Annotated in this window: 36 protein-coding genes; 24 read left to right on the top strand and 12 right to left on the bottom strand. The window is 55.7% G+C overall.

The annotated features are described in order from the left end of the window. Nucleotides 1-63 precede the first annotated feature (63 nt). The 4 genes from RRB22_06305 to RRB22_06320 are packed head-to-tail and all read left to right on the top strand — an operon-like array spanning nt 64 to nt 2,259. The gene (locus RRB22_06305; protein ID MDT8384009.1) at nt 64-723 is read left to right on the top strand and encodes a cytochrome c; all 660 of its coding nucleotides are present in this window, start codon (nt 64-66) and stop codon (nt 721-723) included. After that, a complete protein-coding gene (locus tag RRB22_06310) occupies nt 713-1,246 on the top strand; it encodes a cbb3-type cytochrome c oxidase subunit I (protein ID MDT8384010.1) in 534 nt (177 codons plus the stop codon). The genes RRB22_06305 and RRB22_06310 overlap by 11 nt, the downstream gene beginning before the upstream one ends. Beyond that, nucleotides 1,243-1,803, top strand: coding sequence for a thioredoxin domain-containing protein (locus RRB22_06315; GenBank protein ID MDT8384011.1), 561 nt, complete (start codon nt 1,243-1,245; stop codon nt 1,801-1,803). The genes RRB22_06310 and RRB22_06315 overlap by 4 nt, the downstream gene beginning before the upstream one ends. A gap of 3 nt (nt 1,804-1,806) precedes the next feature. After that, nucleotides 1,807-2,259, top strand: a complete 453-nt coding sequence (locus RRB22_06320; protein ID MDT8384012.1) for a hypothetical protein — start codon at nt 1,807-1,809, stop codon at nt 2,257-2,259. A gap of 133 nt (nt 2,260-2,392) precedes the next feature. Here RRB22_06320 and RRB22_06325 read toward each other — a convergent pair whose 3' ends face one another. Further along, entirely contained in the window at nt 2,393-2,587 is a 195-nt protein-coding gene (locus tag RRB22_06325; protein MDT8384013.1) for a hypothetical protein, read from the bottom strand. 384 nt (nt 2,588-2,971) lie between these two features. On the opposite strand from RRB22_06325, the gene RRB22_06330 reads away from it, so the two are divergent. From RRB22_06330 to RRB22_06410, 17 genes are all read left to right on the top strand, one after another. Next, nucleotides 2,972-3,229 (top strand): hypothetical protein, encoded by a 258-nt coding sequence (locus tag RRB22_06330; protein MDT8384014.1) that lies wholly within the window; start codon nt 2,972-2,974, stop codon nt 3,227-3,229. A gap of 185 nt (nt 3,230-3,414) precedes the next feature. Further along, nucleotides 3,415-4,821: a cbb3-type cytochrome c oxidase subunit I gene (locus tag RRB22_06335; protein MDT8384015.1), complete on the top strand. Its 1,407-nt coding sequence runs from the start codon at nt 3,415-3,417 to the stop codon at nt 4,819-4,821. Nucleotides 4,822-4,848: 27 nt separating this feature from the next. Next, entirely contained in the window at nt 4,849-5,799 is a 951-nt protein-coding gene (locus tag RRB22_06340; protein MDT8384016.1) for a cbb3-type cytochrome c oxidase subunit II, read from the top strand. Between the two features lie 11 nt (nt 5,800-5,810). Further along, the gene (locus tag RRB22_06345) at nt 5,811-6,449 is read left to right on the top strand and encodes a hypothetical protein (protein MDT8384017.1); all 639 of its coding nucleotides are present in this window, start codon (nt 5,811-5,813) and stop codon (nt 6,447-6,449) included. Between the two features lie 29 nt (nt 6,450-6,478). Beyond that, a complete protein-coding gene (locus tag RRB22_06350; protein MDT8384018.1) occupies nt 6,479-6,610 on the top strand; it encodes a hypothetical protein in 132 nt (43 codons plus the stop codon). A 183-nt stretch (nt 6,611-6,793) separates the two neighbouring features. After that, the gene (locus tag RRB22_06355) at nt 6,794-7,135 is read left to right on the top strand and encodes a hypothetical protein (protein ID MDT8384019.1); all 342 of its coding nucleotides are present in this window, start codon (nt 6,794-6,796) and stop codon (nt 7,133-7,135) included. A gap of 10 nt (nt 7,136-7,145) precedes the next feature. Then, nucleotides 7,146-7,421 carry a hypothetical protein gene (locus tag RRB22_06360; protein ID MDT8384020.1) on the top strand — a complete coding sequence of 92 codons (276 nt, stop codon included), beginning with the start codon at nt 7,146-7,148 and terminating at the stop codon, nt 7,419-7,421. Then, nucleotides 7,421-7,912, top strand: coding sequence for a cytochrome c (locus RRB22_06365; protein MDT8384021.1), 492 nt, complete (start codon nt 7,421-7,423; stop codon nt 7,910-7,912). Before RRB22_06360 ends, RRB22_06365 begins: the two co-directional genes overlap by 1 nt. Beyond that, the gene (locus RRB22_06370; GenBank protein ID MDT8384022.1) at nt 7,909-8,430 is read left to right on the top strand and encodes a hypothetical protein; all 522 of its coding nucleotides are present in this window, start codon (nt 7,909-7,911) and stop codon (nt 8,428-8,430) included. The genes RRB22_06365 and RRB22_06370 overlap by 4 nt, the downstream gene beginning before the upstream one ends. Nucleotides 8,431-8,437: 7 nt before the next feature. Next, nucleotides 8,438-9,529, top strand: coding sequence for an SUMF1/EgtB/PvdO family nonheme iron enzyme (locus RRB22_06375; GenBank protein MDT8384023.1), 1,092 nt, complete (start codon nt 8,438-8,440; stop codon nt 9,527-9,529). A 9-nt stretch (nt 9,530-9,538) separates the two neighbouring features. Continuing rightward, nucleotides 9,539-9,766: a hypothetical protein gene (locus RRB22_06380; GenBank protein ID MDT8384024.1), complete on the top strand. Its 228-nt coding sequence runs from the start codon at nt 9,539-9,541 to the stop codon at nt 9,764-9,766. Beyond that, nucleotides 9,759-10,181: a hypothetical protein gene (locus RRB22_06385; GenBank protein MDT8384025.1), complete on the top strand. Its 423-nt coding sequence runs from the start codon at nt 9,759-9,761 to the stop codon at nt 10,179-10,181. The genes RRB22_06380 and RRB22_06385 overlap by 8 nt, the downstream gene beginning before the upstream one ends. A 114-nt stretch (nt 10,182-10,295) precedes the next feature. Beyond that, nucleotides 10,296-12,917 carry a fused MFS/spermidine synthase gene (locus RRB22_06390; GenBank protein ID MDT8384026.1) on the top strand — a complete coding sequence of 874 codons (2,622 nt, stop codon included), beginning with the start codon at nt 10,296-10,298 and terminating at the stop codon, nt 12,915-12,917. A gap of 115 nt (nt 12,918-13,032) precedes the next feature. Further along, complete coding sequence (locus RRB22_06395; GenBank protein MDT8384027.1) at nt 13,033-14,337, top strand: 4Fe-4S dicluster domain-containing protein; 1,305 nt, start codon at nt 13,033-13,035, stop codon at nt 14,335-14,337. Between the two features lie 18 nt (nt 14,338-14,355). Then, complete coding sequence (locus RRB22_06400; GenBank protein ID MDT8384028.1) at nt 14,356-14,847, top strand: hypothetical protein; 492 nt, start codon at nt 14,356-14,358, stop codon at nt 14,845-14,847. 55 nt (nt 14,848-14,902) lie between these two features. Next, on the top strand, nt 14,903-15,139 hold the full coding sequence (locus RRB22_06405) for a hypothetical protein (protein MDT8384029.1): 237 nt from the start codon (nt 14,903-14,905) through the stop codon (nt 15,137-15,139). Next, complete coding sequence (locus RRB22_06410; GenBank protein ID MDT8384030.1) at nt 15,136-15,585, top strand: hypothetical protein; 450 nt, start codon at nt 15,136-15,138, stop codon at nt 15,583-15,585. The genes RRB22_06405 and RRB22_06410 overlap by 4 nt, the downstream gene beginning before the upstream one ends. Here the strand turns inward: RRB22_06410 and RRB22_06415 are convergent. The 11 genes from RRB22_06415 to RRB22_06465 all read right to left on the bottom strand — a co-directional run bounded on the left by RRB22_06415 (nt 15,582) and on the right by RRB22_06465 (nt 23,166). After that, nucleotides 15,582-16,088 carry a hypothetical protein gene (locus RRB22_06415; protein ID MDT8384031.1) on the bottom strand — a complete coding sequence of 169 codons (507 nt, stop codon included), beginning with the start codon at nt 16,086-16,088 and terminating at the stop codon, nt 15,582-15,584. The genes RRB22_06410 and RRB22_06415 overlap by 4 nt on opposite strands. Further along, complete coding sequence (locus tag RRB22_06420; GenBank protein MDT8384032.1) at nt 16,085-16,645, bottom strand: cbb3-type cytochrome c oxidase subunit I; 561 nt, start codon at nt 16,643-16,645, stop codon at nt 16,085-16,087. Before RRB22_06420 ends, RRB22_06415 begins: the two co-directional genes overlap by 4 nt. 524 nt (nt 16,646-17,169) lie before the next feature. Beyond that, nucleotides 17,170-17,424, bottom strand: a complete 255-nt coding sequence (locus RRB22_06425; protein MDT8384033.1) for a YfhL family 4Fe-4S dicluster ferredoxin — start codon at nt 17,422-17,424, stop codon at nt 17,170-17,172. A 59-nt stretch (nt 17,425-17,483) separates the two neighbouring features. Then, a complete protein-coding gene (gene coaD / locus RRB22_06430; protein MDT8384034.1) occupies nt 17,484-17,963 on the bottom strand; it encodes a pantetheine-phosphate adenylyltransferase in 480 nt (159 codons plus the stop codon). Nucleotides 17,964-18,002: 39 nt separating this feature from the next. Continuing rightward, nucleotides 18,003-18,647, bottom strand: a complete 645-nt coding sequence (gene rsmD, locus RRB22_06435) for a 16S rRNA (guanine(966)-N(2))-methyltransferase RsmD (protein ID MDT8384035.1) — start codon at nt 18,645-18,647, stop codon at nt 18,003-18,005. Next, nucleotides 18,601-19,524 carry an oxygen-dependent coproporphyrinogen oxidase gene (gene hemF / locus RRB22_06440; protein ID MDT8384036.1) on the bottom strand — a complete coding sequence of 308 codons (924 nt, stop codon included), beginning with the start codon at nt 19,522-19,524 and terminating at the stop codon, nt 18,601-18,603. The genes rsmD and hemF overlap by 47 nt, the downstream gene beginning before the upstream one ends. A 264-nt stretch (nt 19,525-19,788) precedes the next feature. Further along, nucleotides 19,789-20,238 carry a ligand-binding protein SH3 gene (locus RRB22_06445; protein ID MDT8384037.1) on the bottom strand — a complete coding sequence of 150 codons (450 nt, stop codon included), beginning with the start codon at nt 20,236-20,238 and terminating at the stop codon, nt 19,789-19,791. 120 nt (nt 20,239-20,358) lie between these two features. Next, a complete protein-coding gene (locus RRB22_06450; protein MDT8384038.1) occupies nt 20,359-20,922 on the bottom strand; it encodes an L-threonylcarbamoyladenylate synthase in 564 nt (187 codons plus the stop codon). 39 nt (nt 20,923-20,961) lie between these two features. Further along, entirely contained in the window at nt 20,962-21,471 is a 510-nt protein-coding gene (purE, locus tag RRB22_06455) for a 5-(carboxyamino)imidazole ribonucleotide mutase (GenBank protein MDT8384039.1), read from the bottom strand. Between the two features lie 63 nt (nt 21,472-21,534). After that, complete coding sequence (gene purD / locus RRB22_06460) at nt 21,535-22,824, bottom strand: phosphoribosylamine--glycine ligase (GenBank protein ID MDT8384040.1); 1,290 nt, start codon at nt 22,822-22,824, stop codon at nt 21,535-21,537. A 102-nt stretch (nt 22,825-22,926) separates the two neighbouring features. Continuing rightward, complete coding sequence (locus RRB22_06465; protein ID MDT8384041.1) at nt 22,927-23,166, bottom strand: DUF3565 domain-containing protein; 240 nt, start codon at nt 23,164-23,166, stop codon at nt 22,927-22,929. 125 nt (nt 23,167-23,291) lie between these two features. Here RRB22_06465 and RRB22_06470 point away from each other — a divergent pair, with 125 nt between their 5' ends. Genes RRB22_06470 through RRB22_06480 form a run of 3 tightly spaced genes read left to right on the top strand, consistent with a single transcriptional unit; the run spans nt 23,292 to nt 25,973 of the window. Further along, entirely contained in the window at nt 23,292-24,788 is a 1,497-nt protein-coding gene (locus RRB22_06470; protein MDT8384042.1) for a hypothetical protein, read from the top strand. 58 nt (nt 24,789-24,846) lie between these two features. Beyond that, entirely contained in the window at nt 24,847-25,587 is a 741-nt protein-coding gene (locus RRB22_06475) for a class I SAM-dependent methyltransferase (protein ID MDT8384043.1), read from the top strand. Continuing rightward, a complete protein-coding gene (locus RRB22_06480) occupies nt 25,581-25,973 on the top strand; it encodes a GtrA family protein (protein MDT8384044.1) in 393 nt (130 codons plus the stop codon). Before RRB22_06475 ends, RRB22_06480 begins: the two co-directional genes overlap by 7 nt. The last annotated feature ends 126 nt before the right edge of the window (nt 25,974-26,099 follow it).

A 26,099-nucleotide genomic window follows, 5' to 3' on the forward strand; every position in this document is an offset into this window, starting at 1 on the left:
ACTTTAGCGTATATTTTTTTTGCCTGCAGCCGGGCTCCATCGGATAGCGGTAACCATCAAATTATGTCAAAACAAAATCAGTCGTTGAAAAGCGGTGAAAAGATCCTGTTCGGGATTGTCGCGGTATTTATGGGTTTGGCCGTTATCGGTTACGCCGCCCTGGAGACGTATCGCCTGTCACGGGATGAGCCCTTGTATGTAAACAAGACCCATTATAATTTCACGGAAGAGGGGCATCAGGGGTCGGCTTTATTTCGCAAATCTCGCTGTACCGCCTGCCACCGCGCCCTGCGTAATGGCACCAATATGGGGCTGTCACTGGACGGCGTGGGTTCATTGCGTAGCCTGGACTGGCTGGTCGCCTTTCTGGCGGATCCGGAGGCGACCTATGGCGCACGGACCTTTGATCATGGGCCGGCCCCCAAGGAGGCCGCTTACGTGGCATTGATGCCGGAAAAGGAGCGGTATGCCATTGCCGTATTTATCTCCCAGCTGAAGTCGGAGCAAGGGTCGTCATCGGCCCCCATGCCGCCTGAGGGGCGATCTGATTTCATTGATAATATGATTGGGGCGTGGGCCCCGGCAGACTGGAAAGAGCGCTTCCAGGACATTCGCACCAAGCCGCCAGCAGCAGAGCCGTCAGACAAAAGCCAGGAGCCGCAATCAGTGGCGCCTGCTTCTCAGCCATTGAATCAGTCTCGGGAGTCGAACAGTGAACAGTAGTCATCAGGAGCCGTGGGTCCAGGACACGGAATACACGCGTTATACCCTATGGTTTATTTATGCCTGCATTATCTACAGCATCATCGGATTTTCCTGGGGGGCGTTAATGGGTGGCATCTCCGAATTCCGCTACTTTGTCGACCATCGGCTGCACGGCAACCTGATCGTGCGCGCTCATACCCATATCAATTTGCTGGGCTGGGTGGAGATGGCAATCTTTGGCGCGGTCTATTACATTATCCCGCGCCTGGTGAAGCGCCCCATCTACAGTCTGCGATTAGTGCGGCTGCATTTCTGGACGCATAACTTTGGGCTTATCGGCATGGTGGTGTTTTTTACCGCGGCCGGTGTGCTGGGTGGTTTGACCAGCGAAACGGGCACGCCGGAGCAGGTTGAGGCGGTGGTGAAACCACTGCTGGCAACCATGGGCATTTTTGGCTCCCTGGTACTGCTGGCGAATTTTATCTGGGCATACAACCTGTTTCGTACCTGTGCCGGCTGGGAAAGGCGGAGTGAATCATGAAAAAACTGCGATGGTTTGGTCTGTGCCTGCTGGTTTTGCTGACCGGCTGCATTTTTGATGATGGCACCTACAAGGTAGGGATGACGGTACCGAGCCTGCGCACCAAAACGCTCGAAGATGTGGGCGGTGATTTAACGCGCATTACCACCTATCGCTATCCCGATAAGCGCATGTATCAGCATTCACTGGATGAGGCGCTGCTCAAGGAGCAGGTGATCGTGTTGGTTTTTGCAACACCTGGGCATTGCACGCAATGTGACAAGCACCTGCAGATGCTGAAGGCTGCGCTGGATAAATTTGAGGATGATGTGCTGTTTCTACATATGGATCAGTATCAAAATCCAGAGGCCTTTAATGCGTTTAAGGTGATCGGCGATCCGTGGACGTTTATCATTGATACCAAACAAACGGTGCGCGTGAAACGTGCGGGGCGCATGTTGCTGCGTGAGGTGGATGTGATGGTTGCCAGCTTGCTGAAGGAAGGCGCTGCGCAGGAAACCGTTTCGCAACAAGGCGATATACAGAAAAGCGATTCACAGAAAAATACGGCAGGTTAATTCGTGGCGAAGTCGGAAGTGTTTAATCTGGGGCAGGATCGTAAGGGCGTGACCTGGGATGCCTTGATGTATGTGCCAACCGTTGCCGGGTTGGGTACCGGCGCGCTGATGTTCTGGTATGACCAGAATCAGAACCTGTCGTACCTGCTGTTTTTTCTCGCCTGTTTCTTTTTCTACCAGGGGCTGCATCGCATCCTGGGTCGGTTGATGCTGTTGCCCCGCTCGCCCGTATCGCTGGATGTATCCAGGCAAGGTGTGTCGATGACCCTGCGCAATGGCGAAACGGTGGATCTGGTGAAGAATCTCCGCTATTACTCCGATCATGCCGGCAAATCGTTTGGTCTGACAGGGATGGATATGACCGGTGCCAAGCGCCAATATGTCTTTCATCGGGGTCAGTTTGTTGATGGGGCGGCCTATGGAAGGATTGGCGATGCCTTGAAGGTGTTTGCCTAAGACGGATTTTCCGAGGTGGTCTGTCAATATTATGGCGGTTTGCAGCGGTAGAGCTGCTGAGTCGAGGGTGCTGTCGTATATCGCTGGGAGGCGGGCACTGTCCAGTGCTCCCACGTACCCCTACCTGGATCGCTCAGTGTGACCTGCGCTGTCGCACAATATCCCATCCCATGAATGCCACGATAATCGCGCCCACGATACAGGCCGCAGTGATGATCCATTGCTCGGTCTCTGGCGAAACGAGACCGCCGATCAGCATGTGCAGTGAATAACCCAGAATAAAAATTGAGCTCACTGCCACCAGTGCAAGGAGGATGATTTCTTTCATGAATAATGGGTGCTATTGGGCTTTAGGTAGCGGCCATTTTAGCAGAAAGGAATGCAATCGCCGAGCAGTCATTATCCGCAGCAATTGACTCGGGTATTTGCTTGATTCGTAACAAATTTGTTAAGTGCAAATGAGTAATAAGATTGGTCCCGTTTTCCCCCTGCTAAGGCTTGACCCCTGCAATAACATGTGACACGATTCCGTGCCATGATTCCCCGGCTACCATTGCGGGTGATTATTGTAGGGAGGGGGGCTTCCTGTTTAATTTTGGTCTAAAGACACGAGCAGTCGGGTACAGCAGTCAAGTACAACGTGCATCGTGTTTTACGCTCTCCATGTAATAATCCCAAATAAAATAAAATGTTGGTTATCAGGAGGTGAGGGATGAAAAATCCACTAATGCTTTCTCTCGTTGGGGGAATGTTGACGGGCATGGGTAATGGTAGTGTGTTTGGTGCCGCTCTTATGTGCTTTCTTGGTCGGGGTCAGTTCGAAGACTGGGGCGGCTGGGGTAGCATGGCTTATGATCCGGCCACGTTCACGGGCTTTATTGATTGGTCGATGATTGTGTTTGGCATCGCCTTCTTTTTGATCCTTAGAGTTGCTGTAGGTCGTCATTTGGAAATCGAATCCAAGGCGTGATTCATTTTTTGTGTTTGAAAAAGTGTTCGATTTAATTTTGGGGAGGATTTGAAATGGCTACCTTTGCTGGAATGATGGGGATTTTGTTAGCGCTCAGTTTTATGTGGTTCAGCTGGTTTTTGCTGATGCCACGCAGTAAGAAGTAATTTTGGTTGATTCAGAAAAAATAACCTGGGAGGGTAAAGATGTTTAAATACCTGTTTGCGAAAGCGGAAGATATCCCGGCTGGATCAGCCGCGGTCTATTTCGGATTTTCGTCTATTATTTGGTTTGTAATTGGAACCGGTTTAGGTTCTTTCAATGCGGCGAAGCTCGCGTTTCCTGATTTTGTGACTGGCAGTGAAATCCTGTCGTTTGGCCACATGCGTCAGGTTCACGTGTTGGCCGTTATTCTTGGCTGGATTTCCATGGCCTTTGCGATGGCGATGATGTACATCACGCCGGCGTTGGGTAACACCAAGCTTTGGTCTGAAAAGCTGGGTGTATGGAACTGCTTCCTTTGGAATATTGGTCTGTCTCTTGGTCTGTTCCTGTTGTGGATGGGCGTGAGTTCCGGTCGTGAATATTCCGATATGCCTTTCGTTATCGACGTGGTTGTGATTCTGGGCCTGCTGACACCGCTGTGTGTCAATGTGTTCATGACGATCAAGACGCGTCGTACACAGGGCATCTACACTACCAACTGGTTCTTCGGTGCCGCCACATTCATGGTGATCATCGTGTTCACCGTTGGTAATTCACCCGAGTTCTTCCAGCTGACAGGTCTGACTGAGGCGTACCTGACCTGGTGGTTTGCCCATAATGTGCTGGGTCTGTGGATTACACCAGTTGCTGCTGCTATCTCTTACTACGTGGTGCCAAAGGTAACCGGTAACCCGCTGTACTCGCATCGCATTGGTCATTTGCACTTCTGGTCTGTTGTGGTGTTCTATTCCACGCCGGCTGCGCATCACCTGATGTCTGCACCTCTGCCTGAATGGCTGAAGTCTTTCGCGTCAGTGGAAGGTGTGCTGATCCTGGTGCCGGCTATCGCCTTTGTGTCTAACTTGCTGCTCACCATGACCGGTAAATGGCGCATGTTTGTGGAAAATATCGAAATCAAATTCACCATCACGGGTGTGTTGATGGCGATTCCGCTGAATATGCAAGGTGGTTTCCAGCAGACACGTGCCATCAACTGGTATATTCACGGTACTGGCTGGATCGTGGCCCACGCCCATTTGGCGTTGTTGGGTTTTTCCACCTTCCTGGAGGCGGCTGCCGTCTACTACGGCTTGCAGACTCTGCTGCGTCGCAAACTGTATTCGTTAGGTTTGGCCAACTTCCATTTCTGGATGTTGCTGATTGGCTTTACCACCTACTGGATCTCAATAACCATCGCTGGTCTGATTCAAGGTGCAGGCAAAATCTACGAAGTACCGTATATCGATGTCGTCATCGCCGAACATCCTTACATGATTGCGCGTTGGGTTGGCGGCACCATGGTGTTCCTTGGTAACTGCGTATGGCTTTACAACATGTACAAGACTGCCCGTGCCGGTACTGCGATACCTGCAGGTCGTTTGCCGCATGAGCTAGCCTACGAACGTTAATAGAATAATTAAGGGGAGGAATTAACCGTGGCTTTTAGAGAATATAAAATCGGAACCCGAATGTTCGGTTTAGCGTTCGGTACATCCATGTTTATTACGTTGTACATGCCAGCAGTGGATATTCAGAATGTATCCGCGACATCCATTGCGATGGATCGTCAGTTGTCATTTGGTCGAGTGGGTGGTTTCAGCTACGAAGATCCGTTTCTTCAGGGTGATGCCAAGCCAATTACGGTACAGATAAGCCAGGATCCCAAGACGGGGGCTGCCATTGAATCGACGCGCGCTTTTGTTTATGAAGCCAACGTGCCGTTTCCTAATGGTATCCGCCATCCGCGGATTCTGGGTAAAGCACCGTCCGCAGCAAGCGCTTCCAAAGGCCGTATTGCGGAGGCATCTGAAGCGCAGGGAGCCGTTTTCCTTGTACGGGAAACCATAGAGGGTGGTGTAGCGGTGCCGTACATTGAAAATGCAACGGCAACCCGTGGCTGGACACCTGCTGCGACGTTGTCGAAAGCCAGTGATTCACAGCGCCTGCTGGTTGGTAAGGGTAAAATCATGTTTGTCCGTGAAGGCTGCTGGTGGTGTCACACCTTGTTGCCGGAACAGACGCAGGATTGGCAGTACTTCGGTGCACCGCCTATGCTGGGAGACTTTAACGGTGAGTCACCAACCGCATTTGGTTCTGACCGCAAGGCGCCTGATTTGACGCACGTGGGTTCGCGTAACTCCTCACGTGAATGGATGATGATGCACTTCTTCAATCCTCGTCTGGTTCAGTCGCATTCCATCATGCCTCGCTATGATTACCTGTGGGGTGAGAAGGATGCTAGCGGAAATACCATTGACTATGATGGCTGGCGTACTGCCTATACGGCATATGCTGCTGGCGAGTCGATCTATCCGCCAGAGGTTCCGGTGCCGGCTGCTGACAGTGAAGCCCGTGCGTTAATCGACTTTGTTCTGAACATGAAATAAGGGGAGTAGACATGGCTTGGAAATTTGATAACCCACTGCACACCCTGTGTACGGACGATCAGAATGAAAAGGCGAAGGCCGTTTGGGAAGGTGAAAGCCTGGGCGGGATTACGGAAGACAATAATCGTCTGCCCCCACCCATCATCGGCATCTTGTTGCTGACGATCGTCACGGCATTCCTGATTACCTTTCCGCTTTGGGGCCAACGCCCGAATGCGGCTATCTACGAAGAATACATTGCATTGATGGATTCTCCGGCGATTCAGGGTAAGAGCGATGCGGAAGCGATGGAATACATGGTAAATAAGGTCAAGGCAGATGGTTCCAAGTGGGCTCATTTGCAGGAGCGTCATCCCTTAGAAATGGATGATCTTCGCCTGATCAAGGACGCGATCATCGAGCTTAAGCAGCAAAAGGCCGATCTGCGTGAGTTCAATATATTGGGCGATGCTGTGGTTATGGCCAATTTTGAAGGTAACTGGATCACTGATCCTAATACCGGCGAGATTCGTCGTGAACGCGTGCAGCCCTGGTGGGATAAGGGATATACCATTGACATTTTCTTCATCGTCTTTTTCTGCCTGGGTGTGATGATTGCCGTAAAGCGCCTGCCTGATTATGGCTGGGAGCCGAAACACTTTGGTCACTAAATTCTAGGAATTCGAGAGGAGAAGCAATCATGATAGATCTTGATAATGGCCCATTGGCAATGTTGATTTGGATACTGCTGGTTTACACCGCACCTTTTATCTATAGTTTTTATGTTGATAAAACGGATCAGGGCAAGCCGGGTATCGGTGATTACGGTTGATTTAGACGTTCTAAATTGATTGGTTGGAGGCCAGGGCCATGTCGGGAAACCGACATGGCCCTGGCCGTTTAGCTGTTGATATTTTTTACGGTCAATGGACTTAACATGGTAAAATGATTGTCCAAGTGAGTTCAACGGTGTCTCCCGCATCGGCTATTTTCCTTGAGTGTGTGCTGTAGAAATATGATTCCTGAAGTAATAAAAACGGTGGTTGACACAGTATTTTCTCGGTTGCCAGTAAGCGAGTTGATAGGAGTTGCTCTTTCGGTAAAAGAGGGTTCAGGGCCGTTTGGTGTTGATACCAGCATCGAGGGTATGAAATCTCAGGAGTTTAGCGTCGGAATATTTTATTTTCTGATTGCCTCCATCATTGTTTTTACGATTTTTGTATTCATGTTTATGTTAAAAGGGAAATCGTCCAGTTTGAAGCGGGGCGAAATGATAATGTTTGTCTGGATTCTGCTGGGTATCGTTGTGGCGGTGGGATTTGGGGCGGCACAAATGCTTCACGGATATTTGTTTTAGGAGGTGTAAGGTGGCTGAGTTTTTTAATTCGTTTGAAGATGGTTGGACAATTTACCTTTGGTTGGTTGCGGGCGCGGCGATTGTGTTGACGGCAATCTATTGGGTGCGTTGGGCTGCGCAGAATGATCAGTTTGATGAGGATATCAAATACGTTGTATTCGATGAAAATGACCGAGACAAGATGGCGCCAGAAGAGTTTGAAAAAGCGATGAAGGTAAATCGTGATCAGGAAGCCTTGCGTAAGGTGTATCTGGAAAAAGAGGCTGCGAGAAAACAGAAATCCTGATGATGAAAAAAGGTGAAAAAGGTATTCTTCTCGGGATTGTCGTCTTTGCGGTGATTGCAATGGCTGTTAAGGGCTGGATGGCGGGTCAGCAGACAGAAAAGGATCCGGGGATCCCTTTCTACAGTACCGCGTCGGAACAGCTGGCCTCTGAGGCATCTGTCCTTTACCGGAAATACAATTGTCGTGATTGTCATGCCTTGTGGGGGCTGCGTAATATTATGCAGGCGGTTCCTGCGCCATCGTTAGACGGCATGGGTTCGATGCGTGATGAACAGTGGTTATACGATTATTTTTCGGCAAAAGATCCTCAGTCAATCATTCCCTCCAGACTTAAAGAAAGATTCCGTATGCCATCTTATGCTGATATCCCGGAGGCCGATCGGCGAGTGCTTGCCCAGTATATTGCCAGTTTGAAAGTGGAAGACTGGTATCTGGAAGAAACTAAAAAGACTGCCTATGAGAAACTCACTGGCAAGGAATATCAGCAATGATATTCCGCGTGCACTGGTATTCATTCTGGATCGCCCTGCTGGTTGGTTGCCTGGTGAATGTGTTTGGTGACTGGCTGTTTGGTGTCCGAATCGAATTGTTTTGGGGGCTGCAGACGTTTAATTTTCTGTGGTTCCTGCAGCTTTTTGTATGGCCAGTGGTTGTGGGTATTTCAGTATCGTATGTCTATGGTCTGGGTGGAAAGTGGATTGCAATATTTCCACCCCTTATCGTGCGATTTGCTGCCTATTACCAGACCGTCGAATATATCGGTGTGCCCGAGGGTGCCGCCTTGATGCCGTTAGGCTGGTGGGGCTTTTTCGTCATCCTGGCGATGGAGGCCGCTATGATTGGTGGCGTGCTGGGTGAGATTATGAATAAACGGGTATATGGCTGGAAGAAGGCGCGACATGTATCGGATGGCGAGACCGATACGGTCGCCACCGGGGAGCCGGAAACACGAACGACGTTGACTGGCGGCCGGCTGAGTGCCGATAAAAATGCCGATTCTGGAGTCTAGAGTGGCAATGCAGCACAAGGAAAAAACTTATCAAATCAAGCTGACGTCGCAAGAACAGCAGAAACGTGAGCGCTATCTTGCGGCCACCATAATTACCTGCATTGCTGCAGCAATGGTCTTTGGGGCCCTACATGTGGTGAAACTGGGTGCAAACCGTATGGCCGATATGAAAGATCGCGCCACCTATGATTTGGCCGATATGAAAGATCACATCCGCGCCGCTGGTGAGGACATCGAGCGTCACCGCCACCATGAATCGCAGAAGCAGGCGACCAGGACCTATGCCTGGAATGAGGTCGAGGCGTTACTGACGCCCGAGCAGTGGGCAGACATAAGTACTGAAGTGTCGATTCCGGCAGGGCCGTTTTTGATGGGTACCGATTCGGAGCGGGCGGATAAATTTAATCGTCCCCAACACGAGGTTGTATTGCCTGAGTACCAGATTGACAAATATCCGGTGACCTATGCGGAGTATGCGCGCTTTGTAGTTATGACGAAGCATCGCCCACCCCTCGACTGGACCGAGGGGACAATCCCGGACGGAAAGACGTTGTACCCGGTAACCATGGTGGCATGGAATGACGCGGTTGATTACTGTGCCTGGGCAGGAAAACGCTTGCCCACGGAGGCCGAATGGGAGAAGGCGGCTCGGGGTACAGATGGGCGTCGCTGGCCCTGGGGTAACACGATGGATGCCAGCAGGTTGAATACCTATTATCACGTCGGTTCGAGCACGCAAGTCATGAAATATAAAGCCGGTGTAAGCCCGTATGGCGTTTACGATTTGGCCGGTAATGTGAGCGAATGGACGGCCAGTGATTTCACCCCATATCAGGGTTCGACTGAAGACAGTGATGTGTTTCAGCCTAAAAAAATGCAGGCCACCAGTGCGGCAGATCGTGGTATGAAAGTGGCGGACCTGGTGGCCGTGGATGGTGTTTACAAGGTTCGGCGCGGTGGCTCCTGGAAGAGCGATCCATTTTCGACATCCGCGTATCACCGGAACTTCTCGCTTCCCTATTATGCCTCAGACTTTTTCGGGTTTCGTTGCGCCAGAAATGCGCCAGCAACAGCTGACCCTCAAATGATAACCAAGTGAGTGCCTCCAGTGCGTAAATTGTTCATCCAGATTCCGTTGTTCATGTTGTTGTTTACGCTGATGTCGTCTGCCTACGCGGTGGACAGTTATCGCTATGCCCATGTGACGATTGAGACACCCTGGGCAATATTTATATTTCTGTTGTTAATCATACTTTTGCCTTTTGTGTTGATGGCCGTGCTGTACTGGTATTTCGCCACCAAAAAGTCAGATGGGGAAAGTGCTGAGCATGAGTAACATGGTTGTGCGCCTGATCTGGCTGGTTGTGTTGCTGGGTAGTTTTCCGGCATTGAGTGTGGCCGATGAAAACACGGAATCGTCTCCAGTGGTATCGGAAGCCCAATCGCAACAAAAAGATTTATCGCGGCTGGAAGATAGTGAACAGCAGAGTGCAAGCGTAATTCAGTCTTTCGACTCTGATCGGTCGGCAAAAAGCGCGCTGGTAGCGATTGAAGATCAAACCAAGCGTCTGGTGATGTTTTTTATGGGTGTGCCGCTGCTGATTTTCTTGATTGCAACGGCCGCCCTGGGTGTGGCCATGGGGGTTTATGGTAAGCCTGTATTCGTTGCCCATATGGTATGTGCCGGTCTGAGTCTCACCTTGGCCCTCGGGCATGCCGTTGTTGGGATTGTCTGGTTTTATCCCTTTTAAGGTCGTGCACAGCATGATTACTGTTTGCGTGGGCTTTTAAAGACATCAATAGATTATTAACATTATTCGCGCATTTATTTTCCTACGTTTCTGCTAACTGACGGCCGGCTTCTCATGCAACAGGTTCTTGTTACACGTCGGCTCGGCCTTATCCTGATTTCGCTTTACCTGGTCTCTGGTGCGGCGGGTCTCTGTTATGAAATCCTCTGGACACGCATGTTGTCGTTGCAGTTTGGCGTCAGCATTTTTGGCGTGGTGGCTACCGTTACCGCCTACATGGCAGGCCTGGGGGCGGGCAGTCTGATAGGTGCATACTGGAGCCGTAGGACAGCGCGACCTTTACGTCTGTTCGCATGGCTGGAGCTGTCGATCGCCATCGCGGCACTGCTGATACCCATGATGTTTCAGTTTCTGGACGGACAATTTTCCCTGCTGGCCGGCAGCATGGGCTATTCGGGCTGGCTGGGCTTGCAGATTATTGTGGTGACCCTGGTATTGATGGTGCCCGCCCTGGCCATGGGGGCCGGTTTTCCATTGGTGCTCTCTGCGGTGCAGAATACGAAAATCACCCTGGGCGGACTGTATGGTATTAACGCACTAGGCGGGGCCATCGGCGCATTGTTGCCGCTGTGGTTGTTACCCAACCTGGGCTGGTTGTCCTCACTGCGAGCGGTTGCGGTGCTGGGTTGTATGGTGGCTGTGATCGCACTGTTTTTGTCCTGGCGACATGAGGCCAGCGAGCGTGTGTCGGATGAGCCTGTCATACAACGGCCAGCCATAAAATGGTTGCTGATTTATGCCGGGGTTGGCGGCGGCGCGTTGATGCTGGAAATTGGCTGGACGCGTCTGTTCGGGATGGTGATGTTGCGTACGGAATATGTGCTAGCCATTATCCTCGCCGTCTTTTTGCTGGGTATTGGCTTTGGTAGTCTGCTGGCCCGCTACCTCACCCAACGTATCTGGTTCACGCTGTTGCCCATTATCGCCTGCGGTTTTGCAATTCTGAGTCTGTGGTGGTTGCCGGTGCTGTCGGCCTGGCTCGAAGAGGGGCGATTCTCTTCGCTGTCAGCGGCGCTGTGGCTACAGGGGTCCGCGGTGGTCAGCCTGACTCTGCCGGTAACGCTGGTGCTGGGTGCATGGTTGCCCCTGCTGGCCATGCGCCTGGGTGATCGCTTTCAGAGTGGCGTCTGGCTTTATGGTGCCAATTCCTTGGGCGCCGCAGGCGGGGCTTTGCTGGCAGGTTTCGTGTTGATCCCGAGCATCGGCAGTAGTGCCACGGTCGCCACCGGCGCCATTTTGCTGCTAGTTCTGGGTCTCAGTATGGCGCAGGCCTGGACGTCCCGGCCGGTCTGGGGCGCAGTGCTGGTGCTGGGCCTTGCGGTGTTGCCGGTGCTGGAAATGCCCAGTATTTCTGAATTGTTGCCGCAGGCCTATGGTGATGCGCGGCTGCTGAAGCTGAATGAAGATGCCATTTCCATCACCCATGTGGTGGAACGTCCGGATGGACAGCGTCTGTTACTGGCGGATATGCGTCGTATGGATGCCTCTTCCGACCCCACGGCAGTGGTGGTGCAAATGAACCAGGTGCGCCTGCCGTTGCTGCTACACCCCGAACCGCATAACGTACTGTTCCTGGGCCTGGGTACCGGGATATCCGCAGCGGCCTCCCTCGCCTATCCCCAGCTGCAACGTACAGCCGTAGAATTATCGTTAGGCGCAATCAGCGCGGCACGCAACGAATTCGCCTTGGTTAACCGGGGCGTGACCGAGTCAATGCGTATTGTGCGTGATGACGCGCGGCATTTTTTACAAAGTAATCCCGAACGGTTTGACGTGATTGTGGGCGACCTTTTTCATCCTGACCTGGTAGGGCGCAGTGCATTGCTGTCACGACAGCAATTTGAACGTGCCCGCAATCATCTGGCACCGGGTGGGGTGTTCGTACAATGGTTGGCGCTCAATCAATTCGATGTGAATAACCTGCAAGTGGTGTTACAGACTTTTAGGCAGGCCTTTCCAGATGCGGTTATTTTTGTCGATGCCTTTCGCCTGGCGATGGTGGGCGTGCGTGATGGCGAGATCAACAGCGAACAGCTATTGGCAAATATGCAGCGCCTGTCTTCGGTGCAACAGGATGAGGCGACCGGAGGTGAGGGCACCTGGACCTGGCTGGGCCGTTACTGGGGTCATATCCCGCCACTCAAAACTGCCATCCAGGATGAGTGGGCGCCGGTGATCGAATATCAGTTACCGGGGGCGCGTTATAGCGGTGGCCTGGACCTGTCACAGGTGCTGTCCTGGCTGGTGTCCGTGCGCCCGGGGATTGATGCTGCAGCCCGGCAGTTGCAGGTTAAGGGCGACCATTTTCCCTATTTTGAACGGGCCTACGCGGCGACTGAGCTGGCCCACCGAAGCTGGTTGGCCCTGTTGCGCGAGCAGTCCGCAGAGGGCCGACGTTTGTTACCCCTGGCCTACCAGGCAAACCCAAGGGATCGGTGGGTCGGTTTTGCATTGGCCGATGCCGTGCTGCTGGATCGCACGGCTGCGCAGGCGCGAGGAGTGAGTGAGCGGCAGTTGCTGGAGTCGGTATTGAAGATCCGCCCGGATCATGTCGAGGCCCTGAGAGGGTTGTGGCGGCTGGCAGAAGCCGCGGGTAACACAGCGCAGGCAGGCCATTATCGACAACGGTTTGCCGCACTGAGTCCGCTGTCCATCGAACTTCACGAGTCCCCTTAAAGGCGGTCACTGCGCCCGTAAAGCCCTATTAAAATAGTCGTCATTGTCGCCGACGGAATATTTTTTCTGCTGTGCGTGACTGAAAAATTACACCTAAAATGGTAGTATCTTTTGCATGAGCCGTAACGATTCTCTTAGTCAGATTCCCATTATCGTCGAACCCGCCAATAGCGGCATGCGGTTTCATTGGCGACGTCGATTGACGCAGTTTTTGTTTATCGCAATTGCGATTATTATTCCGGTCAGCGGCCTGTTGCGCATTGATCTGGTGACGGGCGCCTTTGTGGTATTGGATCGCCAGATCTGGTGGGCCGACTTCTTTTTAATCTTTGGTTTGTGGATGCTGCTGGCCAGCGGCATGGTGATGTTGTATTCCACCGTTGGAACCGCTTTTTGTGGTTGGGCCTGCCCGCAAAATACCCTGTCTGAAATCGCCAACGAATGGACCTACCGCCTGTTGGGCAAGCGTGCCGACGTGAGTGTTTCCGGCGATAGAATGAAAGTGGCCGCGAGCAAAAACCGCTTTATCAATTGGTTGCTGTTGGGACTGATCCTGCTGGCAATGTCGATGTTGCTGGCCTTCATTCCCCTGTTTTATTTTTATCCGCCGGATGTAATCTGGTCGTTCGTGACCTTTCGGGATGATGAGCGGCTCGCCGACTCGCTGCATTATATCTATTTTATCTGTATGCTTGTGGTGCTGGTTGATGTCAGTTTTATCCGACATTTCTGGTGCCGGTTCATGTGCGTTTATCGCGTCTGGCAACACGGCTTTAAAACGCATCAGACGCTCAAGCTGGCCTATGATGAATCGCGCGCTGCGCAGTGTGAAAAATGTAACTATTGTAGCACCGTGTGTTTTATTGGACTCGATCCCCGCAATACAGATATGTATGACAGTTGCATTAACTGCGGTGAATGTGTTGATGCCTGTAATACCCTGCAGGCAAAAAAGGGCGAGTCGGGTCTGTTGAGTTTCACCAAGGGCGCCACCGAGACGCACAAATCAAAGCGTAATCTTGCCTCCATGTCGCTGCGCATGCGCTGGACCTTGCCGTTTAGTGCCCTGGGCCTGGGAATGTTTATCTGGGGGCTGGTGAGTTATGACTATTACCACCTGGCGGTTTATCGTGCCGATCAGCAATTTGCTACCTCAATCCGTGATTATCGCATCGCTGTATCCAACAAGCTCTATCGCAATGCCGAATTAAAGGTCAGTATTGAAGGCATTGCGGCAGACAAATATAGTCTGTCGGATAATGTGGCGCGGTTCGATAGCGCGGGACGAATTGATCTGATGCTGCACATGAAGCCTAATGTTCCGCCGGGGCTACACTCATTTTTGGTGCATGTGAATGCGATGGATGGCTGGCACACGGCTTATCGCGTCCAGCATTTTGTCGAAAAGACGCCATTGTAAAAGGCAGGTAAGTAATTTATGAATACAGAAAAAAATGATGCGGTGGATAAATCGTCAGCAGAAAATACGCAGCCTGTGAAGGCGGTTACCGATGCCAAGTGGGGCGAAATTCCAGAGGATAATTTTGGTTATGCCTCGGATGAGGAGCGCCGTGCCAAACGTGGACTTGAGGATTGGGAGCTGATTGATGCGATTCCTGATTCACAGAAACCGGTGCCGCGCTGGTTTTTTGGTATCATTATCGCGGTGCTGTTGGTGGCGGTGGGGCTGAGTTTTCCCTTTTGGGGCGATCGTCCCGGTTACGAGCGTGAATGGATTGACTGGGGTTTTGGTGCGGCCCTGCTGTATCTCGCCGTGTTCGGCACGTTTGTCTATTTCATGGTTAATTTTTATGGCTCCAAAGTGGCAGGCCGCCTGGACCATGACAAGTTGAGCGGCAAGCAGGCTCCACAAAAAGACAAGGCGGCGGTGCGTGACGAGAATGCAAAAAATGACGCATCTAAAAAGTAGTTTTATAGGTATAACATCGCTGGCTGTGACGGCCTGTACGGGCGAAGCGCCTCAGGTGACCGTGGAGTACCCCGAGGCGGGTTCAGCAGTGACGCAGTTGTATCTTGCCAAGTGTGATGATTGTCACCGCGCACCACAGCCGACCGCTCACTCCGCAACGACATGGCCTGGCGTGTTACAGCGCATGCAGATGCGCATGCAAGCCAAGGCACGAAGGCCGCTGGATAAGGAAGAGTTGGGCCTTATCCTGGATTATCTGCAGCGCAATGCAGGGGACGGGCGTCAGCCATGATTTTTCGCCACGCGCAATTTTTCTGGCCGTCCTGGCTTGGAAACGGGGCACGCTTTCTTGCCGCCATCGCTGTGTTCACATTGTTGTCGGGTTGTGCCGATGGGCAGGCTGTGATTATGGGGCCGCAGCAGTGGCAGGATCTGGAATTCAGGGTGGAGGTGCGCCCCAGCCCGCCGGTGGTGGGAATGAATGAATTTATTGTTATCGCCAGTCGCGAGGTCTATAAACCCGGTGTTGGTCTGGTGATCAATATTCGTGTGGGTGAACAGGCCGAATGGCGGCAGGCCATTCAGGACGGCTTTACGGGGGTCTATCGTCGTGCGGTGCGGGTCGATGATCCGCTGACGCAATCGTTGTCGGTGCAGGTGATACGGGCGGAAACGAAAGAAGAAACGATGCTTAGCTTCCCCTTGAGTCAAAAAGCCTTGCCGAAGGCAGACTCCTAACCCATCTTCTGCGCCAGCCGTGTGCTGGGGCGCCAGCGACGCAGCAATAAAATGCGCTCACCTCCGCGTGCCTCGCTGCACTTCGGGCAGGTGAGATAGCTCAGGTACATCTCCCGGGGCATACGCCCTCCATCGAGTAGTAGCTCCTGTTGGCGGCGGATGCTTTTGCGTACCGTGCCGATACCGCCCTCATGTAAAAAGCCGTGCAGGGTAAAGTCCGCGGGCAGGCGTTGAAAATGACGTGAGGGTGATTCGCAGTCTTCCAGCAGGCGTATCATCTTGCCGCGCAACCAGCCGGTGCGGGTCAGCGCAAATCCCGCCCAGCGCTCGCTGAGTTCCAGTTGCTCGATCTCACTTTGCTGGCGTTGCCGGTATAGCTCAAATGACAGGGGCATGTGCAGAAAGGAGGCAATGGGTAAAACATGCGCGGCGTGATGTGCAAGGTCGATGGTTTGATTGTGCCAGTCCGGATATTCACCCGGACAGCCGCATTCCAGCATCATGATGTGCGGCGGATCTTCCGGATGGTGAGAAATATATTGGCAAAATACACCCAGAAACCGATGCCCATGATTGTGGAGACGGTAGCAATGGTCGGGCCGTAGAAGCGATGGATGCCGGCCACCAGACTGGGGTCCTCCAGCAGGGCGCGCCCTTCCATGATGCCGAAGCTCATCAGCGTGCTATAAAATCCCGCGATGCCAAGGCTCGTCCACCAAAAGGTGTGTTCCACCAGTCGTTGTGAGTAGAGGCTGACACCACTCATCCTGGGCAGCAGATAATAGGTTGCGCCCATCAGGAAGACCACCACGCCGCCCACCACATTGATGTGGGCATGGGCCAGGGGATCAATGAGGTGGCCCGGGCCGCCGTAGGGACTACCGATGCTGTCGAGCCAGGCGCGGATCGGGCGGATAACCTGCAGTACACCGTGGACGGTGCCGACGAACAGGCAAAAAGAGGATACGCCGATGAATTTTATCAGGCGGCGATATTCACCGGATGCCGTGGGTACGGGTGCTGAGCCTGCGTCTGAATGTGCGTCGGGTGGAGTTTGCATGGATACAACGGTAAGTAGGGGAGGCCGAATCTGTTGGGCCAGCACCGGTTTAGCGGCTTGAATAACTATCCGCAGAATGGCAGAACAAGAATGATAAAAGAGACAAAAGCCCGGATATATCCGGGCTTTTGCGTGAGCCTCTGGTTAATCTTTGGATTTACCAGAGGCCCTTTTCAGGTCTTATTTTTTACGGGCTGCAGCTGCTTGATCACAGCCAATACCGCCAAGGATGGTGGTAGACACGATGATAAACAGGAATACAGTAATCGGTACAATAATAGCCATGTTAATGCTCCTCGGATTTCTCCCCCGTTGGGGACAATTCAAAATCAGCCACGAGTCTACCCAATCGGTGGGGGCCGTGCAAGCGCCAGCAGTGCGAATTTTCAGGCATCAGAAACCCCGCACGATACTCAGGAAATGGTTAGGGATCAGCGCCTTGGCGGCCCCGTCTCGCGGAATTTATGTCCAGGAGTCTGCTCGCTGCGGACTCGGAAATTCAGGCCTGTAGCGTTGGGTACAGCTCAGGCGCTTTTCGCCATGAGGTGTTCATATTTGGCGCGCAGCTCGTCCTGGCTTTCCCGGTGATTCGGGTCGAACGGAATGCAGTCCACCGGGCAGACGTCAACGCACTGTGACGTCTCGTAGTGGCCGACGCACTCGGTACACAGGTCCGGATCGATTTCGTAGATCTCTTCACCCTGGGTGATGGCCCCGTTGGGGCATTCGGGTTCACAGACATCACAGTTGATGCATTCATCAGTAATGATTAAGGCCATGTTCAGAAACTCATTCAGCGTGTGCCACGTTAGACGTGGAAAAAGATATTTGGTGCATTTTAACGCAATTTTTTGGCCAGTTCAGCCACGATTTCTTTGTGGACGAAGGGGGAGACATCCCCTCCTAGTGCTGCAATTTCCTTGACCAGGGAGGAAGAGATATTGGCATATTGCTCGGCCGGGGTCAGGAACAGGGTTTCGATATCGGGCGCGAGCTTGCGGTTCATGCCCGCCAGCTGAAATTCATAGTCAAAATCGGACACCGCACGCAGCCCGCGGAGGATGGCCCGGGCCCCCTTCTGGCGGGCAAATTCCACCAGCAGTCCCTCGAAACTACAGACCTCCACCCCCTTTTGCCCCGCCAGCGCAATGGCAACCAGGCTCAGTCGCTCGTCGAGTGTGAAGACTGTATTTTTTGCGGGTCTGGCCACCACGGCGACGATGACCTGGTCGAACAGATGGCTGGCCCGCTCGATCAGATCGGTGTGTCCGTGCGTGATCGGGTCAAAGGTTCCGGGATAGATGGCGATGTTAGGCATGGGTAGATTGTCGCATGGATTGGGCAATGGCGGTGGCAGTTAAGCGGTGCGGATCAGGCAGTAGCGCACCTGGCCGGCGGTCTGTTCGCGAATCAGCTGCCAGCTTGCGGGCAGTTCGGGGACGGGCGATGTCGCCTCCATCTCCAGGTAGACGTGGGCCTGCGGGCTCAGCCACTGGAGCTTGTCTAGTAGCAGGATACTGCCCTGGATGAACCCCCTGCCAAAGGGCGGGTCGAGAAACACCAGGTCGTAGGTGACGCCGCCCGGTCCGCGCTCCAGGAAGGTCGCCACCGGCAGTGGGGAAACCACCCCCGTGGTGCAGCCGAGGGTGCGTAGATTCGCCTCTAGCTGGTGGATGGCCGCGGGGTGGTTTTCCACCAGTACCGCACGGGCCGCCCCGCGAGACAGTGCCTCAAGCCCCAGGGCGCCACTGCCGGCGAACAGGTCCAGACAGCGGGCATCGGCGACATACCCCTGTAGCCAGTTGAACAGGGTTTCGCGCACCCGATCGGGGGTGGGACGCAGCCCTTCGGCATCCGGAAAATCCAGTTTGCGGCCACGCCATTGACCGCCGATGATGCGCAGGCGGTTTTGTCTGCCGGGTGATTTTTGGGGCCGCCGAGTCAGTCGTTTTTCTCTACTGCAGGAAGTCCGACCAGTCACGGGGATGCAGGTAGTCGTCATAGAGCACCGCCTCGGGGCTGCCGGCGTCGGGCCGCCAGTTGTAACGCCATTTCACCAGCGGCGGCAGTGACATCAAAATGGACTCGGTGCGTCCGCCGGTCTGCAGACCGAACAGCGTGCCACGATCATAAACCAGGTTGTATTCCACATAGCGGCCACGACGGTATAACTGGAAATCGCGCTCTCGCTCGCCGTATTCGGTATGCTTGCGCCGGGCGACGATGGGGCGATAGGCCTCAAGGTAATGATCCCCGACGCTACGCATGAAGGCGAAGCTTTTGTCGAATCCCCACTCGTTGAGGTCATCGAAAAACAGGCCGCCAACGCCGCGGGTTTCACCCCGGTGTTTGAGGAAGAAATAGTCATCGCACCATTTTTTATAGCGCGGGTAGACCTCGGGGCCAAAGGGATCACAGGCATTTTTCGACATCTGGTGCCAGTGAATCACATCCTCCTCAAAGGGGTAGTAGGGGGTGAGGTCGAAGCCGCCACCAAACCACCAGATGGGATCCTCTCCCGCTTTTTCGGCGATAAAAAACCGCACGTTGGCATGGGAGGTCGGCGCATAGGGGTTTTTGGGATGGATCACCAGCGACACGCCGAGGGCCTCGAAGGTCCGCCCGGCCAGTTCCGGGCGGTGGGCGGTGGCAGAGGCAGGCAGGTTGCCGCCGGACACGTGTGAGAAATTGATGCCGGCCTGTTCAAACACGGCACCATCGGTGAGCACACGGGTGCGTCCGCCGCCCCCGCCGGTCTCACGCTCCCAGTTGTCCTCAAGAAAACCGGCGCTGCCGTCTTCTGCGGCGATACCCGCGCAGATCCGGTCCTGTAAATCGAGTAGGTAGTCTTTTATTGCCTGGATGTCAGGTTGGCTCATAGTGTGTCCCGGTATGAAAAGTATACGACCCATGACCACTGGCGGTGCAGTGCGCAGGGTAAAAAATCAGGGGCAGAGGTTACACCACGGAGGCGGTTTTTGCGACCGGGCGGGGTGCCTGGCAGGGTGTTGGTACTGTGTTGAAAGTGCCGTTTCTCGCCGCTATCCTGCCATTAGAGCCGACGTGACTGCGGCGATAGCTGGGTGAAGCAGACAGAAAACGGTAGGTGCCATCCCTGGCCTGGAGGTAACCGTTAAAGCGGATTATGCCGCGTGTTTGGCCTTGGCCTCTTTGGCGGCCCTGGCCTGTTCCTCATCGTAGGCCTTGCCCGACCACAGCATTTCGTAGGCGATCTCTTCGTTGCCGTTTTCACAGATATCGATCACCTTCTGAAACAGTGGCTGGAAGGTGTCGCTGCGGTGTGAGGCCTCGTGTTCCTCGAAGGAATTCCAGAAGGTGATGATCAGGGCCTCTCTGCCCTTCATATCGCTCTCCACGGCCTTGCCGACGGTGGAGCCTTCGTTGGAGATATTGCCGGTGTTGAGGGCGACGAGCCCGCCAACAAAACCGGTGTCCGAGTGATAGGTTTTGACGTTTTCACACAGCAGGGCGACGCGCTCCTGCAGGTCGTCGACACTGTAGCCATCTTTGAGAATGACGCGGTTGACGGTGACCACGCCGTCGTGAGCAAAGTTCGGGATGAATCCAGACATATGAGCCTCCTCGGCAATTTGCAGGTGGATAAATAAGTAATATTTAATATAACTGATTGCTAATGTAGTAAAGCCTAGCATCTTAGTCAAGTATTCCTTTTGGGGGGATATCAGCGTTATTTATGACTTGCCGGGGCGTATAAGTTTTTTTGAGGTCAGATCCCGAATGGGGGTGGGGCTGGCCTGTCGGTCGACCGCACCGCTCAGAATGGCGTCGAGCTGGGTGGGGAAATATTTGCGCACCCGCAGAGGCTCGCGGGCGGGTGGCAGGCCAGCGGGATTGGCGCTGGTGGATACCAGGGCGTGACCGGCGGCCTCACACAGGGCCGCAGCAAAAGGGTGAGCGGTCACTCGCGCGGCGATGCTTGCGTGTTCCCCCCGAAGCCAGCGGGGGGTGTCGGCCCGCGCCGGCAGCAGCCAGGTGATCGGGCCGGGCCAGCTCTCCCGTAATAGTGTCAGGGCGGCCTCATCCAGTGGTGCAATGAAGGGCTGAAGCTGCTCAAGGCGGGAGGCAATGAGGATCAGCCCCTTATGCATCGGCCGCTGTTTGATCGCCAGCAGGCGCTGTACGGCCTCGGCATTGAGCGGGTCGCAGCCCAGCCCGAACACCGCCTCGGTGGGATAGGCGATGATGCCCCCGGCATGGAGGGTGCGTGCGGCCTGGCTAAGTTGCCAGCGGGTCATGGCGGGTGATCGTCGGCGGCGCGGGGGGTCGGTGGGGCCTTACTTCGCCGCCAGTTTCTGTTGTAGCTGGGCATCCTTGGCGATCACGCTGCGGGCGTTTGCCGCCCGTTCGGCCTTCACCCGCTCGGCCAGTCCGCTGTCGCCGAGGGCGAGTATCTGGGCGGCCAGATAGGCGGCATTTTTGGCGCCGGCCTTGCCGATGGCCACGGTGGCGACGGGGATACCGCCGGGCATCATCACCGTGGACAGCAGGGCATCCTGACCGTTGAGCGGGCCACCATCCATGGGTACGCCGATCACCGGCTTGATGGTCAGGGAGGCCACCACGCCCGCCAGATGGGCCGCCAGCCCGGCCGCCGCGATGAACACCGCACAGCCACGTTTATCGGCGCTGGAGACGTAATGGTGCGTGGCATCGGGGGTGCGGTGGGCGGAGGTGATTTTCACCTCATAAGGCACCTGCAGCTGGTCCAGGGTGTCGAGCGTGCTCTGCATGACGGGCAGATCGGAATCGGAACCCATGAGAATGGCGACGAAGGGTGTGGTCATTGTTTTTTTTCCTTATCGGAACGGATCAATATTGATGGGGAAATCGTTGAGTGGGACAGCTTTTTAGGCCGAGTGTTCGCGTTGGACGGCGCGATAGCCGATGTCCCTACGGTAAAAGGCGCCGTCCCAATGCAGTTTGTCGGCCTGCGCATAGGCCTTTTGTTGGGCCTCAAACACACTGTCGCCCAGTGCCGTGGCACACAATACCCGGCCGCCGGCGGTGACGGTATTGCCGTCCCGCAGCGCGGTGCCGGCATGGAAGACCTTGCAGTCATCGCCGTCGGCAGCGTCCAGCCCGGAGATCAGCTGGCCGCTGGCATAGGGGCCGGGATAACCGCCCGCCGCCAGCACCACGCCCACCGCGGCGCGCGGATCCCACTGGGCGGTGACCCGGTCCAGTCGACCGTCCAGTGCCGCCTCACACAGTTCAACCAGGTCCGACTGGAGGCGCATCATGATGGGCTGGGTTTCGGGGTCGCCGAAGCGGCAATTGTATTCGATGACCCGGGGCGCACCATGGTGGTCGATCATCAGCCCGGCATACAGGAACCCGGTGTAGGGATTGCCCTCGGCGGCCATGCCGGCAACCGTGGGCTCGATCACCTCGGCCATAATGCGGGCGTGAATCGCGGGCGTGACCACGGGGGCGGGGGAGTAGGCACCCATGCCGCCGGTGTTGGGGCCGGTGTCGCCTTCGCCCACGCGTTTGTGATCCTGTGAGGTGGCCAGCGGGAGGATGTGTTTGCCGTCCACCATGCAGATGAAACTGGCCTCTTCGCCCTCCAGAAACTCTTCGATGACCACACGGTGCCCGGCCTCGCCGAAGGCATTGCCGGCCAGCATATCGCGCACGGCGGCCTCGGCCTCGGCCACGGTCATCGCCACAATCACGCCTTTGCCTGCGGCCAGGCCATCGGCCTTGACGACGATGGGCGCGCCCTGTGCCCGCACATAGGCCAGGGCCTCATCCATGTCGGTGAAATTTCCGTAGCGGCCGGTGGGGATGTTGTGACGGGCCAGAAAATTCTTGGTGAAGGCCTTGCTGCCTTCCAGTTGCGCCGCCGCCCGGGTCGGACCAAAGCAGCGCAGGCCGGCCTGAGTGAAGGCATCCACCAGTCCGATTACCAGCGGCGCCTCGGGGCCGACGATGGTCAGGCCGATATCGGACTCCCTGGCGAAGCGTAGCAGGGCGTCGATGTCTTGCACGCCGATGGCGACATTTTCCAGCCCCGGCTCGCGCGCGGTGCCCGCATTGCCGGGGGCGACGAAGACCTTTTCTACCTGTGGGGATTGGGCGGCTTTCCAGGCGAGGGCGTGTTCACGCCCGCCGTTGCCGATGACCAGTACATTCATGTGTCGTGTTGCTCCCCGCCGGTTGGGCCGTGTGGAAAAGGAAAGTGGGCGATTATAGCAGACCCCAATCCGGGGCTTAACCACGGATTTAGGCCAACGGATTCAGGCCAGATGGTCGTCATCCGCCGCGCCTTCGGCCTGCGCCGGCTCCCCCGTGCCGGGCAGGCATTTTTTACATGCCAGGCTTTGGCCGAGGTGCTGGGCGCGCCCCGCCGCGGTGATCACCCAGGGGCGTTCCTGCCAGGGTGGCCGATGGCGTACATGCTGGGTGTGGCCGCATGCCAGATCCGCCACCCAGTCATCGTGTTCATCCTGATGAAAACCGACGATTGCCCGCTCAATGCCCGCCATGCCGCGTCCCGTGTCGAAATGGGTACAATAGCAGATGGTGGCGTCAATCAGTGCCGATGATCCGCATCGGAAAGCAGAGGCAGTCTATTAGCGATCAGCAGCAGTCCGGATACCGCGTGGCGACAGCAGGGGCATGGCCGTTTTATCTGAGCCTGTTCCTGTTCCTGGTTGTCTGCGCCGGTTATTTTGCCATCCCCCTGTGGGACAGCGACTTCTGGTGGCACATCGCCAGCGGCCGCGAGATCGTGCAGCACGGGATTCCGGCGGTCGATCCCTTCGGGGTGTTTCCGGCCACTGATGTGGTGCGGAACGACACGGTGCTCAAGGGCCAGTGGCTGGGGCAGGTGGTGTTGTACGGATTGTTCGATGCCGGCGGCGTGAACGCGGTGCTCGGCCTGCGGGTGCTGATCCTGCTGGCCTGCCTCGGGTGGATCGTATGGCGCTCGCGGCTGCTGGGCGTGGGGCCGCTGGTGCTGTGGCCGGTGCTGGCGCTGGTGGCCGTGTTGCTGACCAAATTCAGCGGCGAACGGCCGCAGCTGCTGTCGTTCCTGTGGGCGGCCCTGTTTTTTGCGGTGCTGGACCGTGCCGGGCAACCATGGCCGGCAGTGCGCGATAGCCGCTGGTTGCTGCTGTTGCCGGTGATTACCGTGTTGTGGGCCAACAGTCACGGCGGCGTGTTGCTGGGGGTGGCCCTGCTGGTGCTATGGAGCGGCCTGAAGCTGTTCGACCGGGGTTGTTCTCAGCGGGAAAGGCTTCACTGGTGGCTGGCGACGCTGGCGGTGGTGCTGGCCTCGCTGGCGACGCCGAATGGCCTGCAGACCTATCTGTATCTGTTCAATCTCGAAGGCAGTGTGTTGCAGTCGCGCACCTCCGAATACATCAGCGCCTTTCAGCTGTATACCCTGGGCCATCACTGGGCGCAGTTCTGGGTGGCCATCTATTACCTGTTAGCGGTGGTGGCGGCGCTGATGCTGGCGCGCCAGCGGCGTTGGATACCGTTGGCGATATTGCTGTTTTTGGCCGCGATCAGTCTGTGGTCGTTCCGTTATCTGATCTTTTTGTTGATTATTGCCAGCCCCTATCTGGCCAGCGGCCTACAGGGGCTGCTGACCAATGGGTCACTGAATCGGCCGCTGATCGCTGCGCGCCTCAGCAGGCTGCCAGGTTACGGCCTGCTGATGCTGATACTGGTGGCCGTGTTGCTGACCGGTCTGGTGCAGGGCAGACTGTTTCGCGGCGGCGTACTGGAGCAGGGTTACCCGGTGGCTATCGCCGAGTTTGTGGATGCCAATGGATTGCAGGGTCGCAGCTTTAATAACATGGAGTGGGGTGGCTACCTGCTGTGGCGATTGGCGCCGACGGTGCAGCCGTATATTGATGGTCGTATGCTGGACCAGACCCGTGTCGTGCCCTACACGCATATACTATGGGCCACCCAGCAGGGCATACGACAGTTTGAGCGGGAACATTTCCAGCTGGTGATCATGCCGTATCACGGGCGCTTTGATCCGCAGCGCTACCGGCTTATCGACTATCTGCACACGCGGCCGGAGTGGCGCCTGGTGTATCGTGATGCTACCGGCGTGGTGTTTGCCCGCACCGGGCCGCAATAGTGCACAGGGCTGCAATAGCGCGCAGGACCTAATGAATAAGAAGGGCGCAAAATAATCCATGGACAGCAGTCTCTATCAGCAGATGCGTGCACTGGAAGACCGTCACTGGTGGTTCCGGGGGCGGCGCGCGATCGTGGCGTCCCTGCTGCGGTCCAGCGCATGGCCGGCGGGGACCAGGATTCTCGACCTGGGTTGCGGCACCGGCGGCAACCTGGCGATGCTGTCTCAGTTCGGCGAGGTGCTGGGTGCCGAGCGGGATGCGCAGGCGGCACAGCTGGCCAAGGCGCGTGGGGTGGCCCCGGTGGTGCGCGCCAGCCTGCCGGATGCACTGCCTCTGGCCGCCGGTGAATTTCAGTGCGTCACCCTGCTCGACGTGCTCGAACACATCGACGATGATCGCGCCACCCTGGCGGCGGTGCATCGCCTGTTGGCCGCCAATGGACAGCTGCTGCTGACGGTGCCGGCCTTCCCCTTTTTGTGGGGGCCGCATGACCTTGCCCACCATCATAAGCGGCGTTACCGCGCGCGCCAGTTACGGCAATTATTGCAGGATACGGGGTTCGAGATCATCACCCTGAGCTATTACAACACCTGGCTGTTTCCGCTCGTGGTGGTGGCGCGCCTGCTGCGCAAGTGCCTGCCAGGGGGCGATGCCGGCGTCGAACTGGCATTGCCGCCGGCCCCCGTGAATACCCTGTTAGGGATGCTGTTTGCCAGTGAGCGCCATCTGTTGCGCCGCATCCGGTTACCGTTTGGCGTTTCGCTGGTGGCCCAGGCCCGAAAGGTCTCGCCGTGCTGACCACCGTGCTGCGCTTTGCGATCAGTGGTGGGCTGGCCACGGCGGTGCACGCCGGCCTGTTTGTGGGCCTGATCGAAGGCTTTTCGGTGCGCCCGGTGGGCGCCGCCGGCCTTGCCTTCGTGGCCGCGCTGCTGGTGTCTTACGGGATGAACTATCACTGGACGTTTTCGGTGTCCGCGCCTCACCGGCTGATGCTGCCGCGGTTTATCGTGGTCGCCCTGCTGGGCCTGCTGCTGAATCTGGGCATCACCTATGCAGTGGTTGACCTGCTGGGCCACTGGTATGGTTATGCCCTGATGGGGGTGGTGATGGTGGTGCCGTTGATGACCTTTGCGCTCAGCAAGTGGTGGGTGTTTCGGGTGGCGCAAAGGCATCAAGCGTCTTAGTGAATAAATCATCGTACTAACTAGGCGCATGAAAAGGATACCCTTCAATCAAGACCGTCAGCAGCACGACTGCATGGATGCAGGAGGTAGAGTAACGCAGGAGCAGTTACCGAGGGATGCTGCTGT

This window comes from Gammaproteobacteria bacterium (assembly GCA_032250735.1).
GTDB lineage: Bacteria > Pseudomonadota > Gammaproteobacteria > SZUA-152 > SZUA-152 > SZUA-152.